This is a genomic window from Sphingomonas parapaucimobilis NBRC 15100 (assembly GCF_000787715.1).
Lineage (GTDB): Bacteria > Pseudomonadota > Alphaproteobacteria > Sphingomonadales > Sphingomonadaceae > Sphingomonas > Sphingomonas parapaucimobilis.
In genome coordinates, this window is the sequence record NZ_BBPI01000054.1 from 1 (window position 1) to 15,440 (window position 15,440).

At 68.0% G+C, this 15,440-nt stretch carries 11 protein-coding genes and 1 tRNA gene; 1 reads left to right on the plus strand and 11 read right to left on the minus strand.

Translation table 11 applies throughout. The annotated features are described in order from the left end of the window. Positions 1-112: 112 nt before the first annotated feature. The 9 genes from SP5_RS09430 to SP5_RS09470 form a co-directional block, all read right to left on the minus strand. Positions 113-454 (minus strand): hypothetical protein, encoded by a 342-nt coding sequence (locus SP5_RS09430; RefSeq protein ID WP_042487515.1) that lies wholly within the window; start codon positions 452-454, stop codon positions 113-115. A 53-nt stretch (positions 455-507) separates the two neighbouring features. Further along, positions 508-1,026, minus strand: coding sequence for an OmpA family protein (locus SP5_RS09435; protein ID WP_052811480.1), 519 nt, complete (start codon positions 1,024-1,026; stop codon positions 508-510). A 152-nt stretch (positions 1,027-1,178) separates the two neighbouring features. Next, complete coding sequence (locus tag SP5_RS09440; protein ID WP_042487518.1) at positions 1,179-2,258, minus strand: AI-2E family transporter; 1,080 nt, start codon at positions 2,256-2,258, stop codon at positions 1,179-1,181. A gap of 303 nt (positions 2,259-2,561) precedes the next feature. Beyond that, a complete protein-coding gene (gene gltB, locus SP5_RS09445; RefSeq protein ID WP_157013651.1) occupies positions 2,562-7,079 on the minus strand; it encodes a glutamate synthase large subunit in 4,518 nt (1,505 codons plus the stop codon). Further along, entirely contained in the window at positions 7,076-7,627 is a 552-nt protein-coding gene (locus tag SP5_RS09450) for a DUF2059 domain-containing protein (protein ID WP_245613448.1), read from the minus strand. Before SP5_RS09450 ends, gltB begins: the two co-directional genes overlap by 4 nt. Positions 7,628-7,659: 32 nt before the next feature. Further along, on the minus strand, positions 7,660-8,202 hold the full coding sequence (locus SP5_RS09455) for a DUF2059 domain-containing protein (RefSeq protein WP_245613449.1): 543 nt from the start codon (positions 8,200-8,202) through the stop codon (positions 7,660-7,662). A 5-nt stretch (positions 8,203-8,207) separates the two neighbouring features. Then, positions 8,208-9,659: an NAD(P)-dependent oxidoreductase gene (locus tag SP5_RS09460; RefSeq protein ID WP_042487527.1), complete on the minus strand. Its 1,452-nt coding sequence runs from the start codon at positions 9,657-9,659 to the stop codon at positions 8,208-8,210. A 153-nt stretch (positions 9,660-9,812) separates the two neighbouring features. Beyond that, positions 9,813-10,622, minus strand: a complete 810-nt coding sequence (locus SP5_RS09465) for an undecaprenyl-diphosphate phosphatase (protein ID WP_042487531.1) — start codon at positions 10,620-10,622, stop codon at positions 9,813-9,815. Positions 10,623-10,709: 87 nt separating this feature from the next. Beyond that, positions 10,710-11,642 (minus strand): complex I NDUFA9 subunit family protein, encoded by a 933-nt coding sequence (locus tag SP5_RS09470; protein ID WP_042487533.1) that lies wholly within the window; start codon positions 11,640-11,642, stop codon positions 10,710-10,712. 104 nt (positions 11,643-11,746) lie between these two features. Here SP5_RS09470 and SP5_RS09475 point away from each other — a divergent pair. Continuing rightward, positions 11,747-11,833: transfer RNA gene (locus SP5_RS09475), tRNA-Leu, on the plus strand. Positions 11,834-11,997: 164 nt separating this feature from the next. On the opposite strand, the gene cobA is transcribed toward SP5_RS09475, so the two are convergent. After that, the gene (gene cobA, locus SP5_RS09480) at positions 11,998-12,789 is read right to left on the minus strand and encodes a uroporphyrinogen-III C-methyltransferase (protein ID WP_042487536.1); all 792 of its coding nucleotides are present in this window, start codon (positions 12,787-12,789) and stop codon (positions 11,998-12,000) included. Beyond that, entirely contained in the window at positions 12,779-15,370 is a 2,592-nt protein-coding gene (locus tag SP5_RS09485; RefSeq protein ID WP_042487539.1) for a nitrate reductase, read from the minus strand. The genes cobA and SP5_RS09485 overlap by 11 nt, the downstream gene beginning before the upstream one ends. Positions 15,371-15,440: the final 70 nt, after the last annotated feature.

The window sequence follows — 15,440 nt, forward strand, 5'->3', positions numbered from 1 at the left end:
TTCAGGGGAGGGGCCGAAACCGTGCAATGCTGATCGCTTTCAACTCTAGGTGGCACTTCCCCTCCACCATCCTTCGGATGGTCCCCCTCCCCGTACCGGGGAGGAACGACATTTACCCCTCCGCCGCCAGGCGATCGAGCCACGCCTGGGCCTGTTTGGGCTCCCCCACCGCCTCCGGCCCGACTGGACCGCGCGAGGCCAGAAACGCCGCATGAAGCGCGAAGGGCGGCAGGCCCAGCTGCTCCCGGGCTTTGTCGATCTCCCCGCCCATCTCGGTCAGCTGCGCCACGACCGGTGCCACCGCCGCGCGCGCCACCCGGTCCTTGCGATGATCGAACAGCCCCCATTTGCCCGCTGCCGTGGTCCGCAGCGCGGCGACCAGCGCCTCGCGATACTCGCCTTCCCTATCTTCGCGATGCGCGTCGAGTCGCGCCAGTCGATCACCCTTGGCCATGACCCGGCCTTACGATCCGACCGTCGGGTCGGCAATCGTCGGCACTGCGGCGATCAGCCGCCGCGCTCGACTTCGATCTCGACCCGGCGGTTGCGCGCGCGGCCCTCGCTGTCGTCGCTGCCGTCGGGTTTGGCGTTGGGGGCGACGGGGCGGGTTTCGCCCAGTGCGATCACCCGCATCCGGCTCCGATCCAGGCCCTTGCGCGCCAGATAATCGCGCACCGCCTCGGCCCGTTTGCGCGACATGATGCGATTGGCCTCGTCATCGCCCTCGCTGTCCGAATGGCCGCGCAGGGTCAGATTGCCGCTGCGCACCGCCGGATCGGCCGCCAGCCGGTCGAGCGTCGCCTTCGCATCGCTGTCCAGGCCCGCACCCCCCTGCGGAAAGCCGATGGTCGTCACACGGCCACTCTCCGCAACCGCGCCGGGCAGAGTATCGGGCTGGGCCGTCGTCTTTCCGGGCGCGGGCGTAGGGACCGGCATTTCGATAGAGGCGCCGCTGGCCCCGGCCTGGCGCGCGACATCGCCGCCGCCGCTGCACCCGGCCAACGCACAGGCGAGCCCGGCCGTCATGTTCCAGGCCCCCAATCGCAGTCGCATCACGCTACCCCATCATCCGGCCGATCCCCCCGGCCGGTCAGCCCTTGGCCACGGACCATAGGCAGCGCGATGGTGCAGCGCAAATCGGCTTTGGGTCGGGGTCGGGCCGATATGGGCCAGCATCCCTACGCGGCTTGGCCCTCGGGCGGGGCGACGCCGCGTTCCTCGCTCAGGATGCGCCAGCCCGCCAGGAAGAGCGCGGCGACCACCGGACCGACGACGATGCCGCTCAGCCCCAGCAGGTCGATGCCGCCCAGCGTCGTCAGCAACACGATCCAGTCGGGCAGCCCCGTGTCGCGCCCGACCAAGATGGGCCGCAGGATATTGTCGGCAAGGCCAATGACCAGCACGCCCGAGGCGACGACCACCGCCCCCTGCCAGATCGCGCCGGTCGCGAGCAGATAGATGGCCACCGGCCCCCAGATGATCGCGGGGCCGATGGCGGGCAGCAGCGCCGCGATCGCCATCAGCACACCCCACAACAGCGCGGCGGGCACCCCGACGATCCAGAAGGTGACCGCCCCCAAGGCGCCCTGCACAAGCCCGACGATGACCGAGCCCTTGATCGTCGCGCGAACCACCGCGACGAAGGTATCGACCAGCCGCTTCGCCACGCCCTGGTCGAGCGGTAGCGCACGGACGAAGCCCGGCCCCAGCCGCTCGCCGTCGCGGATCAGGAAGAAGGCGACATACAGCCCCACGCCAAAGGCCAGCGCGAAGGCAAAGGCGTTGCGTCCGATCGACAGCGCCTGGGACGCGATCTGGCTGACGCTGCTGCTCAGCGTGCGTGAGATACGCTGTTGCAGCCCCTCGACACTGCCGATGCCCCAATTGTCCATCGCCTGCCGCAGACGCAGGGGCAGGGCATCGCGCACCTGCTGGAAATATTGCGCGAAATCGATCTGGCCGCTGCGCACCTTCAGATACACGCCCGATGCCTGATCGACGACCATGCTGCCGATCAGCAAGGTCGGCACCACCACCGCAAAAGTGATGATGAGCATGGTCAGCCCGGCGGCCAGGTTGCGCCGACCGCCGGTCTTGGTCAGCAGCCACTGGAACAGCGACCGGAACAGGATCGCGGCCAGCGCCGCCCAGAGCAGCGCCGCCAGAAAGCCCGAGATGACCGCGATCAGGCCGATGGTGATCAGCGCGAGGAACAGGATGAATCCCCCGCGTTCGATCTTGTGGCGATCGATGGTCATGCTGCTGTCCCCTTTTTCATCGCGGCGTAACCGTCACGGCGACGCAACGGTTCCGTAATCTGGGTTAACGGGGAGCCGAGGATGTCATGGTTGGGAAGCCCCCGCCCCGTTCAGCCTGAGCGAAGTCGAAGGCCAAGGGGAGCCCTGTCCCGGAATCCTGGGAAAGGTTCGGACGTGGCCTTCGACTTCGCTCAGGCTGAACGGGTGGTGGAAATGGTGTCATTCCTCCCCTGCAAGGGGAGGTGGCAGCCCGAAGGGCTGACGGAGGGGTATCTCCGCCCGCGATGACACCCCTCCGCCATCTTACTCCGCCGCCACCGCCTCGACGCTGTCGTCGAGCGGATGCGCCAGACGGGTGAGCATTTCCTTCGGACACACCTGCCAGAAATGCCCGGCCACCCGGTCCCAGTCCTCCAGCAGGCCCTTCGACCACTTGCTGTCGGTACGCGCCGCATGTTCCTCGACCAGGCCATGCAACACGCCTTCCCAATGCGCGGAGGCGAGGCGCTGCCACACGATGTTCTCGGGGTTGGCGCGGCGGGCGAAGCGCTCTTCGGGATCATAGATGAACGCCATGCCGCCGGTCATGCCAGCACCGAAATTCGCGCCGACCTCGCCCAGCACCACCGCGATGCCGCCGGTCATATATTCGCAGCCATTCGCGCCGCAGCCCTCGACCACCACGACCGCGCCCGAGTTGCGGACCGCGAAACGCTCGCCCGCCTGGCCCGCCGCGAACAGACGGCCCGAGGTCGCGCCATACAGCACGGTGTTGCCGATGATCGTGTTCTTCTGGCTGGCCAGCGGCGAGCTGACCGCGGGCCGCACGATGATGGTGCCGCCCGACAGGCCCTTGCCGACATAGTCGTTGGCGTCGCCGAACACTTCCAGCGTGATGCCCTTGCACAGGAACGCGCCGAGCGACTGACCTGCCGACCCGCGCAGGCGCACGGTGACATGGCCATCGGCCAGCTTGCTCATGCCGAACTTGCGGGTGATCTCGCTCGACAAGCGGGTGCCGACCGCGCGGTGCGTGTTGCGCACCGAATAGGTCAGCTGCATCTTCTCGCCGCGCGAGAAGACAGCGGCGGCGTCCTTGATGATCTGCGCATCCAGGCTATCGGGCACTTCGTTGCGGAAGGTCGACAGGCTGAACCGCCGCTCGGCGTCGGTCGCATCGACCTTGGCCAGCACCGGGTTGAGATCGAGATCGTCGAGATGCTCGGCCCCGCGGCTGACCTGGCGGAGCAGCTCGGTCCGCCCGATCACCTCGTCCAGCGACCGCACGCCCAGGCGCGCCAGGATGTCGCGGACTTCCTCGGCGATGAATGTCATCAAGTTGATGACCTTTTCCGGTGTGCCGGTGAACTTGGCGCGCAGGCGCTCGTCCTGCACGCAGACGCCGACCGGGCAGGTGTTCGAGTGGCACTGGCGCACCATGATGCAGCCCATCGCGACCAGCGACAACGTGCCGATGCCGAACTCTTCGGCCCCCAGGATCGCCGCGATCACGATGTCGCGCCCGGTCTTCAGGCCACCATCGGCACGCAGGCGGATACGCCCGCGCAGGCCGTTCAGGGTCAGCGTCTGGTTGACCTCCGACAGGCCCATTTCCCACGGGGTCCCGGCATATTTGATCGAGGTCTGGGGCGAGGCGCCGGTACCACCGACATGGCCCGACACCAGGATGACGTCGGCATGCGCCTTGGCCACGCCCGCCGCGACCGTGCCGATACCAGCGGACGACACCAGCTTCACGCAGACGCGCGCGCGCGGGTTGATCTGCTTGCAGTCATAGATGAGCTGCGCGAGATCCTCGATCGAGTAGATGTCGTGGTGCGGCGGCGGCGAGATCAGCGTCACGCCCGGCGTCGCATGGCGCAGCTTGGCGATGAACTCGGTCACCTTGAAGCCGGGCAGCTGCCCGCCCTCGCCGGGCTTGGCACCCTGCGCGACCTTGATCTCGATCTCGTCGCAGGCGTTCAGATATTCCGCCGTGACGCCGAAGCGACCGGAGGCGATCTGCTTGATCGTCGAGTTGGCGTTGTCGCCATTGTCGTATGGCTGGTAACGCAGCTTGTCCTCGCCGCCCTCGCCCGACACGGCCTTCGCGCCGATCCGGTTCATCGCGATGGCCAGCGTCTCATGCGCCTCAGGCGACAGCGCGCCCAGCGACATGCCCGGCGTCACGAAACGCTTGCGGATTTCGGTGATCGCCTCGACCTGATCGACCGCCACGCCCTCGGCGGGGAAGTTGAACTGGAGCAGGTCGCGCAAGTAAACCGGCGGCAGATCGCCGACGCCGCGCGCGAATTGCAGATAGGTCGAATAGCTGTCGGTCGCCACCGCCGTCTGCAACAGGTGCATCAACTGCGCCGAATAGGCATGGGTCTCGCCGCCGTCGCGCTGGCGATAGAAACCGCCGATCGGCAGCGTCGCGACATGCTGGTCCCAGGCCGCTTCGTGGCGGACCATCGCCGAGTAATGGAGCGAGTTGTAACCCTCGCCCGAGATCTTGGCGGGCATGCCGGGGAACAGGTCGTTGACCAACGCACGCGACAGGCCGACCGCCTCGAAATTATAACCGCCGCGATAGCTGGAGATCACCGCGATCCCCATCTTCGCCATGATCTTGAGCAGCCCGTCCTCGATCGCGGTGCGGTGGTTGGTCAGGCATTGTTCGATGGTCAGGTCGCCGAACAATCCACGCTGATGGCGGTCGACGATCGCGGCTTCGGCCAGATAGGCGTTCACCGTGGTCGCGCCGACGCCGATCAGCACCGCATAATAATGGGTGTCGAGGCATTCGGCCGAGCGGACGTTGATCGACGCATAGCTGCGCAGGCCCCGGCGGACGAGATGCGTATGCACCGCCGCCGCCGCCAGCACGCCCGCGATCGCGACACGGCCCTCGGAGACATGCTCGTCGGTCAGGAACAGCTCGGACCGGCCCTCGCGCACCGCTTGCTCGGCCTGGTTGCGGATACGCTGGATCGCGGCGCGCAGCCGGTCGGGACCGCCGTCGGCCTCGAAGGTGCAGTCGATCTCGGCGGCCGAGCGACCGAAATGCGCCTTCAATCGGTGCCAGTCCGCGCCGGTCAGGACCGGGGACGGCAGGACCAGCACGCGCTCACGCCGATCCTCGGTGTCGAGGATGTTGGCGAGATTGCCGAACCGGGTCTTGAGCGACATCACATAGCGTTCGCGAAGCGAGTCGATCGGCGGGTTCGTCACCTGCGAGAAATTCTGGCGGAAGAACTGGCTGATCAGGCGCGGCTTGTCGGAGATGACCGCCAGCGGCGTGTCGTCGCCCATCGAGCCGATGGCTTCCTTGCCGCCCTCGGCCATGGGCGACAGGATCAGCTCCATATCCTCCATGGTCTGACCTGCCGCGACCTGACGGCGCAGCATTTCGGCGCGCGGCATACGCACCAAGGCTTCTTCTTCCGAAGGCGCGGGCAACTGGTCCATCGTCAGGAACTCACCGATCATCGCGGCATAGTCCTGCTCGCCCGAGATCTGGTCCTTGATCGCGCGGTCGTCGTACAGCTTGCCCTCGGCAAGGTCGACGGCGATCATCTGACCCGGCCCCAGGCGGCCCTTGGCGGTCACGGTGGCTTCGGGCACCACGACCATGCCGCTTTCCGACCCGACGATCAGCAGGCCGTCGGCGGTCAGCGTATAGCGAAGCGGGCGCAGCGCGTTGCGGTCCATGCCCGCCACCGCCCAGCGGCCGTCGGTCATCGCAAGGGCGGCGGGACCGTCCCACGGCTCCATCACCGAGGCGAGATACTGGTACATGTCGGCATGGGCCTTGGGCGCGTCGAGGTCCTTCTGCCACGCCTCGGGCACCAGCATCAGCTTGGCTGTCGGCGCGTCGCGGCCCGAACGGCAGATCGCCTCGAACACCGCATCCAGCGCGGCGGTATCGGACGCGCCCGCCGGGATCACCGGCTTGATGTCCTCCGAATTGTCGCCGAACGCGATCGAGGCCATCCGGATCTCGTGGCTGAGCATCCAGTTCTTGTTGCCGCGGATCGTGTTGATCTCGCCGTTATGCGCCAGGCAGCGGAAGGGCTGCGCCAGCCACCATTGCGGGAAGGTGTTGGTCGAATAACGCTGGTGGAAGATCGCCACGCGGCTCTCGAACCGATGGTCCTGCAGGTCGGGATAGAAGACCGACAGGCTCTCGGCGAGGAACAGCCCCTTGTAGATGATCGAGCGGCAGGACAGCGAACAGATATAGAAGCCGCTGATCTGCGCCGCGATCACCCGCTTTTCGATGCGGCGGCGGATCAAGTACAGGTTCTTTTCGAACTCGGCAGCATCCACCTCGTCGGGCATCGGCCCGGCGATCATGATCTGCTCGATCTCGGGCCGCGTCGCCTGCGCCTTCAGGCCGATGACCGACACGTCGACCGGCACCTGGCGCCAGCCATAGATGGTGTAGCCCGCCTCGATGATGACGCTCTCGACGATGGTGCGGCAGGTTTCCTGCGCGCCCAGGTCGGTGCGCGGCATGAAGATCATGCCGACCGCGAGCCGGTTGGGGAGAACCTTGTGCCCCGACGCGGCGATGGCGTCGTCGAAGAAACGGTGCGGCAGGTCGACATGCAGCCCCGCGCCGTCGCCGGTCTTGCCGTCCGCATCGACCGCGCCGCGATGCCACACCGCCTTCAGCGCGTCGATCGCCGACTGGACGACCCGGCGCGAGGGCTGGCCATCGGTGGCCGCGACCATGCCGACGCCGCACGCATCGCCCTCGAACTCGGGACGGTACATGCCATGCTCGGCGAGATATTCGCGCTGGTCCATCGTCATTCTCCACTCACGCCGAACCGGGTCATCACCCCCGCCACGGCCTTTTTCGTTTCGCCCCATTCCCAGGGCTGTTCCTGCGTGATCCAGGTCAGGACCGTCTCCTCGGTCCGGGGCCGCAGCGCCCGCACCTTGTCGACCAGCCTGGCCTCGTTCGTCATCGTCGGCGGCACCGTGCCGCTCTGCATCGTCGCGACCAGCGCCTGCCCGGCGGGCGTGGCGTAGAAGCGGTTCAGCGTCGCCAATTCGGCATCGGTGAATGCCGCACCGTAAATCGCCGCCTGACGCTGCCAGAGGACCGGCATCCGCTCGCGCATCGAACGGACGCGCAGCGGCTGCACCGCCTCGGCAATGGCGTGGACGATGCCGGGATGTCGCTCCTCGCGGGCCTGCATCTTCGGATCGCTCGCCAGCAGCTGCGCCACCATCACATCGGTGCGGGCCGCGTTGACGATCAGCGTCTCGGGATAAAGCAGCCGCGCCAGCATCAGCGCCGCCGGGCGCGGGGCGGCCTGTGCCACCGGCGCGGCCTGCACCGTGCCGCCGAACATCAAGGCCAAAACCCCGAGGCCGCCCGCCAGCGTCACTTCTTGCCCTTCTCCGCGCCCAGCGCCGCGATCCGTGCGAGGATCTTGGGGAAAGCGGCCATGCCGGCCTCTCGTCCCATCGCCTTGCCCGCCTCGGCCAGGCGCTGCTGCAACTGCGGTTGCAGGGTCAGCAAGCGCTTGCCGGTGGGCGAATCGTAAAAGGCGATGATCGCCTTCAGCTCATCTTCGGAGAAGTTCCGACGATATTCCTCGGCCGCCACTTCGGCGATGCCCGGATAGCGCGCGCGGAAGGCCGCCAGCATTTCCTCCGTCGCGATCGCGCCGACCTGCTGCCGCCCTTCCGGCGTGGCCAGCCGGTTCTTGACGGTCTGGGATATATCGGGCGCGGCCTGCATCGCGGTCACGATCTGGGCCGACACCAGCGGCATCAGCCCCGAAAACTGGAAGTCCAGCGTCCGATCGAGGTCGAGCTTGGCGACCAGCGCCCGCGCCGTCTCGATCCGCCCGCCCGCATCGGCGGCGGGCGCGGTCTGCGCCACGGCGGGCGCCGCCAGCAGCAGGGCCAGCGGGGCGAGCATGCGGATCACGCGGCCACCTTCTCATGCGCGCCGGCCTTGGCCCGCGCCTTCAGCCACTGGTGCATCGCCTTGGCCACGTCGCGGCCGTCGCGGATCGCCCACACCACCAGCGAAGCGCCGCGCACGATGTCCCCGGCCGCGAACACGCCGTCCAGGCTGGTCATCAGGGTGCGGCCATCGACCAGCACCGTGCCCCAGCGGCTGACGCCCAGCTCGGCGGTGCCGAACAGGCTGGGCAGGTCTTCCGCATCGAAGCCCAGCGCCTTGATGACCATGTCCGCCTCCAGCAGATGGTCGGCACCCGGCTCCGCCTCCGGCGCACGCCGTCCGCTGGCGTCGGGCGCACCCAGCCGCATCTTGGCGGCGCGCACGCCCGTCACCGTGTCGCCGCCCTCGAAGCCGAGCGGCGCGGAGAGCCAGACGAACTCGGCGCCCTCTTCCTCGGCATTCGCCACTTCGCGCTGCGACCCCGGCATGTTCGCCCGGTCGCGGCGATAAAGGCACTTCACCGACTTGGCGCCCTGGCGGATCGCGGTGCGGACACAATCCATCGCGGTGTCGCCGCCGCCGATCACGACGACATTCTTGCCCGCCGCGTTCAGCGACCCGTTCTCGAACGCCTCGACCGTGTCGCCGAAGCTCTTGCGGTTGGAGGCGGTCAGATAGTCGAGCGCGGCGATCACGCCGTTCGCGCCCGCGCCATCGACCTCGACATTGCGCGCCTTGTACACGCCGGTCGCGATCAGCACCGCGTCATGGCGGCGGCGCAGCTCCTCCAGCGTGGCGTCCTCGCCGACCGCAAAGCCTTCGTGGAAGACGATGCCGCCCGCCTTCAGCCGCTCGACCCGGCGCATGACGACGGGCTTTTCCAGCTTGAAGCCGGGGATGCCATAGGTCAGCAGCCCGCCCGCGCGGTCGTGCCGGTCATAGACATGGACCTCGTAACCCGACACGCGCAGATATTCGGCCGCCGTCAGGCCCGCAGGCCCCGCGCCGATCACCGCGACCGACTGGCCGCGCGCCGGTCCGGGGACCAGCGGCTCGACCCAGCCCTCTTCCCACGCGGTGTCGGTAATGAACTTTTCGACCGAGCCGATCGTGACCGCGCCGTGGCCCGAAAACTCGATGACGCAATTGCCCTCGCACAGCCGGTCCTGCGGGCAGATGCGGCCGCAGATCTCGGGCATGGTCGAGGTGCTGTTCGACAACTCATAGGCTTCGCGCAGGCGACCTTCCGCGGTCAGGCGCAGCCAGTCGGGAATATGATTGTGCAGCGGGCAATGCACCGAGCAATAGGGCACGCCGCATTGCGAGCAGCGCCCGGCCTGGTCCTCGGCCGCCGGGGGCGCATAACGCTCGGCGATCTCGCGAAAATCCTCCGCGCGGGTCTCTGCGGCCCGCTTGGCCGGATAGGCCTGATCGCGGCCTACAAACTTCAGCATAGAATCGTTCGCCATATGCGCCTCCGAAGATGCGGATATTGCGCGAACGACCCTATGTCACCTCGAAATCGACATATAGGTCAACATGGCTGTCCAACTAAAATGGGATTTATGGCATCCAACTCGGTTGTTGCGACCGATGCGCAATAAATAAGGTCCGATCCGGCATCAATGCATGGTCAGCAGCGCCAGCGCGATGCTGCCCGCGACGATCCGATACCAGGCAAAGGGACCGAAGCCGTGACGGCCGACAATGCCGACGAACCAGCGCACCACCAGCAGCGCGACGATGAAGGCGACGACGAAGCCGATCGCGATCTCCAGCGGCCCGACGCTGTTCCCGGCGCGCATCGCATCCAGATGCCCCGCCGTCTCGACCACGCTGGCACCCAACATGGTGGGGATGGCGAGGAAGAAGCTGAACTCGGCCGCCGTGCGCCGCTCGACACCCAGGGTCAGCGCGCCCAGGATCGTCGCGCCCGACCGGCTGACGCCGGGGATCATCGCCAGGCACTGGAGGAAGCCGACGCCCAGCGCCGTCTTGGCCGGAACCGCCGCGATGCCGCGCGTCGTGCCGGGCTTCACCACCCGCTCGATCACCAGGATCGCGACGCCGCCGACGATCAGCGCGACCGCGACGACCTTGGGCTGGAGCAGCAGCGCCTCGATATGCTTCTTGGCCAGCACGCCGATGACGGCGGCGGGCATGAAGGCGATCAGCAGGTTGCACACGAAGCGGATCGAACCCGGATCGCGCTTGGCGAGGCCGACCATGACCGTCCAGAAGGTCCGCCAGTACAGGACGACCACCGCCAGGATCGCCCCCAGCTGGATGACGATGTTGAACATCTGCCAGCGCGCATCGTCATAGCCGAGCAGCGCGCCCGCCAGGATCAGGTGCCCGGTGGACGACACCGGCAGGAATTCGGTGACACCCTCGACGATCCCGAGGATGATGGCGGCAATCAGATCGTTCACGCGAGTCCCCAAATGCTAGAACAGCCCCGCCGCCATAGGGCGACGAGGCTGTCAGCGAAATGATAAAGACTGTCAGGTTGGGACGGTTCAGGCCGCCAGAGTCTCCGCCCGGCGCCCGAAGCGACCCGCCTTGCGGAAACGGATCAGATATTCGGGTGCGACGGTCGCCAGCGGCGCGGCCTCGACGCCCAGCGCGGCCAGGCCCGGCGCACCGGCCGCGACGACATTATCCTTTTGCAGCATCAGCCACTGGTCCCAGCTGATCGGCGAGCCTGGCAGGCGGGCCAGCAGCGCCCCGGCAAAGTCGGGCACGTCCACGAAGTTCGGCTTGCGACCCAGCGCCTGCGCGATCCAGCGCAGCAACTCGCCCATCGACAGCACGTCCGGCCCGCCCAGCTCATAGGTCTTGCCCCCATGCGCTTCGGGATCGCGCAGCGCGTTGGCGACCGCCTGGCCGACATCGCCCGCAAAGACCGGCTGGAACTTCACGCCCGCGCGCAGGACCGGGACGATCGGTGAGGCCATCATGCCCGCGAAGCGATTCACGAACTGGTCCTCGCGCCCGAACACGATCGAGGGGCGCAGGATGGTGGCGTTCGGGAAAGCCGCGCGCACCGCCTCTTCGCCCTGCCCCTTGGACCGGGCATAGGCCGCCGCGCCATTGGCGTCCGCGCCGATCGCCGAGACATGGACCAGCGCTTCGGCCCCGGCCTTGCGAGCGGCTTCCGCCACGGCCCGCGCACCGTCCACATGGATGGCCTGCATATTGCGGCCCATCACGCCGACCAGATTGACGACCGCATCCGCGCCCTCGACCGCACGCGCGACCGTTTCGGGGCGGGCAATGTCGACCGCGACGAACTGCGTCTGGCCCAGCCCTCCTTGCGTGCGCAGGAAATAGGCCTGGCGCGGATCGCGCTGCGCCACCCGGACGCGCGTCCCGTCCCGCATCAGTTCGCGTGCGACATAGCGGCCCAGAAAGCCCCCGCCGCCGATCAGCGTCACCAGCTTGTTCGTCATGACCGTCCCTATTCGCCAGATTTTTTGTGCATCGCCCCTTTGCCTCGCAAAAAAGCCGTTGACAAGGATTCGAACCCTACCCTAAAGGCGCAGGCCTACCCCGTGCCCAGATGGCGGAATTGGTAGACGCACCAGCTTCAGGTGCTGGCGATCGCAAGGTCGTGGAGGTTCGAGTCCTCTTCTGGGCACCATTCTCCCCCAGGCTTAGAGCCTCGGGAGTGGCGGAAAACCAAGACTTTCTACCAACATCACCGCGCGACAGCGCGATGATGAAGTCTTGGCCTCTCCCGCCGCCATGGGCGCCGAGGCGTGCCCGTTTCTTTCCTTACAAAGCCGACATGCCTTTCTTTATTCGTCAGGCGACGGTCACTCCTGCCCGTATCGGGGTACATTGTGCGCGTGCGAAGGCCGGGTCGGCTTCGACCGCTTCGCCGACGATCAGCATGGCGGGATCGTGCGCGCTGATCGCCTCGACCAGAAAGGCCAGCGAGGACAGCCGCCCCCGGATGATTCGTTCATTGGGCAGCGAGGCGTTGACCACGACCAGCACCGGCGTGTCGGGGCTGCGGCCAGCGGCGACCAGCTGCTGGGCGACGGTCGCGGCGGCGGCGCGGCCCATATAGATGGCGAGCGTCGAATCGGATGCGGCCAATGCCGTCCAGTCGAGGTCGAGCGTCGTCCCCGCCTGCGCATGGGCCGTGACCAATGTCAGGCGACGCGCCACCCCGCGTAACGTCAGGCTGGTCCCGGCCGAGGCGACCGCCGCGCTGGCGGCGGTGATGCCGGGGCATATCCGCACCAAGACGCCCGCCGCGCGGCAGGCGGTGACTTCCTCCGCCGTGCGCCCGAAGATCGCCGGGTCGCCGCCCTTCAGCCGGACGACACGCTTTCCCGCCAGCGCCGCCGCGACGATCAGGGCGTCGATGGTCCGCTGATCCTTGGAATGACGGCCCGAGCGTTTGCCGACGCTGATCCGCTCGGCACCGTGGGCGATCAGGTCGAGGATGCAGGGGCCGACCAGCGCGTCGTAGAAGACGACATCCGCCGCCGCGATCAGCCGCTCGGCCTTGCGGGTCAGCAGATCGGGATCGCCCGGCCCTGCGCCGACCAGCCAGACCGAACCGGCGGGAAAATCGTCATGCGGCATGGTTGGTTTCCTCGGCGAGCAGGCGGGCGAGCGCGGGGCGGCACGATCCGCAATTGGTGCCCGCGCCCAAAGCGGCTCCGATCGCGGCGACATCGGCCAGCCGCTGGTCGCGGATCGCCGCGACGATGGTGCGCATCCCGATATCGAAACAGGCGCAGACGATCGCGCCGCGATCCACCGGCATCCCCGGTGCGCGTCCGGCGAGCAGGCTCGGCGCGGCCTCTGTCTCGGCCAGTTGCCCGATCAGCCAGTCGCGGGCGGGCAGTTCGCCGCTCTCGGTCACGAACAGCGCTGCGACCAGCCGACCGCCAGACAGGATCGCGATCCGCCTCGTGCCGCGCGCGGCGTCGATCGCCTCGATCCGCTCGCCAGCGGGCAGGCTCGCCTCCAGCCGGGTCGGATCGCCATCGCCCGCCAGCTCCCACAGGCTGCCCGCCGGAACCGCGACGCGCGTCGCCCAGAGGCATTTGGGAGTACGCACCGGCTCGCCCGCGACGATCAGGAAACCGCGCCAGCGCGTCGCGACCGCCGCCAGTCGCGCCGGGGTTTGCTTGAAGCCCGGCTGGCCCGAGACGGGATCGACCAGCGGACGCGGCAGCAGGCCGGTGCGACCGCCGCTCGAGGTGCGGTCGGTCCAGTGGATCGGGGTGAAGATCTCGCCCTTTCGCTGCGCAGGCGTCACGCGCACGCGGTAGAGGCTGTCGCCCTGCGGCGTCGCCACTCGCGCCAGCCCGCCATCGGCGACGCTCAGCCCGGCGGCATCGTCAGGATGCACCTCCACCAAAGGCTCCTCGCGGTGACGGGCGAGCTTGGGGGCCAGGCCGGTGCGGGTCATGCTGTGCCACTGGTCGCGATAGCGGCCCGTGTTGAGCGTCAGCGGCCAGGCGGCGAGCGGGCCGGAAATCGCCTTTTGCGTGACCGTCACCAGTCGCGCGCGGCCATCGGCGGTCGGGAAACGGCCATCGGCAAAGGGGGTGCCGCCCCAGCGGAACGGCGTCATCGTATCATAGTCGCCATTGCCCGCGCTCGACCGGCCGGGCAGCGCGAACAGGCGCGCGCCGTCATTCTCGTAAGCCGACAACCGACAATGCTCGCGCCAGATTTCGGCGGGGCGATCATAGGCGAACGCGGTCTTCCACCCCATGCGGCGACCGACCTCCTTGACGATCCACCAGTCGGGCTTGGCCTCGCCGGGCAGCGGGAATAGCGCGCGCTGGCGGCTGATCGTGCGGTCGCTATTGGTGACGGTCCCGTCCTTCTCACCCCAGGCGGCGGCGGGCAGGCGGACATGGGCATAAGCCGAGGTATCGGTGTCGGCGATCACGTCGCTGACCACTACGAAGGGACAGGCGGCCAATGCCTCGCGCACGCGGCCCGCATCGGGCATCGACACGGCGGGATTGGTCGCCATCACCCACAGCGCCTTGATCCGCCCCTCGCCCAGCGAGCGGAAGAGGTCGACGGCCTTGAGACCGGGCTTTTCGGCGATGGTCGGCGCGGCCCAGAAACGCTGGACGCGGGCGCGGTTGTCGGGGGCGAAGTCCATATGCGCGGCCAGCGTCGAGGCCAGCCCACCCACCTCGCGCCCGCCCATCGCATTGGGCTGACCCGTGATCGAAAAGGGCTGCGCGCCGGGCTTGCCGATGCGCCCCGTCGCGAGGTGGACGTTCAGGATCGCATTGACCTGATCGGTGCCGGTCAGCGACTGGTTCACGCCCTGGCTGAACAGCGTGACGGTGCGCGGGGTGGCGGCGAACAGCTCGTAGAAGCGGCGGAGGTCGGCCGGGGGCAGGTCGCAGGTCTTGGCGACCGACCAGAGATCGCTGCCCTCGCCCAACACTTCCCAGAAATCGGCCGGAACCGACAGGTGATCGGCGAGGAAAGCGGCGTCGAGCGCGTCCGCTTCACGGCACCAGGCGAGCAGGCCGTTCATCAGCGCCACGTCGCTGCCGGGGCGCAGCGGCAGGTGCAGGTCGGCTTCCTCCGCCGTCTCGGTGCGGCGCGGGTCGATCACCACCAGCTTGGCGCCCGCATCGCACCGGGCGCGGATACGCTGATAGACGATGGGGTGGCACCAGGCGGTGTTGCTGCCGACCAGCACGATCAGGTCGGCGGCGTCGATGTCTTCGTAGGAGGCGGGCACCACGTCCTCGCCGAACGCGCGGGTGTGACCCGCGACCGCGCTCGACATGCACAGCCGCGAATTGGTGTCGATATTGGCCGAGCCGATAAAGCCCTTCATCAGCTTGTTGGCGACGTAATAGTCTTCGGTCAGCAACTGGCCGGAGACGTAGAAGGCGACGCTGTCGGGGCCGTGCTGGGCGATGGTGTCGCGGAAGCGTTTCGCCACCAGGTCGAGCGCCTTGTCCCATGACGCGCGGCGCTTGCCGATCATGGGGGTGAGCAGGCGGCCTTCGAGGCCGACCGTCTCGCCCAAATGCGTGCCCTTGGAACAGAGCCTGCCGCGATTGGCGGGGTGGTCAGGGTCGCCCTCGATGCGGATGCTACGGTCGCCGGTGACGGTCGCACGGATGCCGCAGCCGACGCCGCAATAGGCGCAGGTGGTGCGGATGGCGTTCATGCGTCGCCCCTCCCCTTCAGGGGAGGGGTTGGGGTGGGGCAGTTCGGCAGGCACAACGCTTGTGGCGAAG

What these genes read in the sequence shown, in the direction of transcription:
- SP5_RS09430 (WP_042487515.1), bottom strand. Translation starts at nt 454, where the DNA reads ATGGCCAAGGGTGATCGACTGGCGCGACTCGACGCGCATCGCGAAGAT.
- SP5_RS09435 (WP_052811480.1), bottom strand. Translation starts at nt 1,026, where the DNA reads ATGACGGCCGGGCTCGCCTGTGCGTTGGCCGGGTGCAGCGGCGGCGGC.
- SP5_RS09440 (WP_042487518.1), bottom strand. Translation starts at nt 2,258, where the DNA reads ATGACCATCGATCGCCACAAGATCGAACGCGGGGGATTCATCCTGTTC.
- gltB (WP_157013651.1), bottom strand. Translation starts at nt 7,079, where the DNA reads ATGACGATGGACCAGCGCGAATATCTCGCCGAGCATGGCATGTACCGT.
- SP5_RS09450 (WP_245613448.1), bottom strand. Translation starts at nt 7,627, where the DNA reads ATGTTCGGCGGCACGGTGCAGGCCGCGCCGGTGGCACAGGCCGCCCCG.
- SP5_RS09455 (WP_245613449.1), bottom strand. Translation starts at nt 8,202, where the DNA reads ATGCTCGCCCCGCTGGCCCTGCTGCTGGCGGCGCCCGCCGTGGCGCAG.
- SP5_RS09460 (WP_042487527.1), bottom strand. Translation starts at nt 9,659, where the DNA reads ATGGCGAACGATTCTATGCTGAAGTTTGTAGGCCGCGATCAGGCCTAT.
- SP5_RS09470 (WP_042487533.1), bottom strand. Translation starts at nt 11,642, where the DNA reads ATGACGAACAAGCTGGTGACGCTGATCGGCGGCGGGGGCTTTCTGGGC.
- cobA (WP_042487536.1), bottom strand. Translation starts at nt 12,789, where the DNA reads ATGCCGCATGACGATTTTCCCGCCGGTTCGGTCTGGCTGGTCGGCGCA.
- SP5_RS09485 (WP_042487539.1), bottom strand. Translation starts at nt 15,370, where the DNA reads ATGAACGCCATCCGCACCACCTGCGCCTATTGCGGCGTCGGCTGCGGC.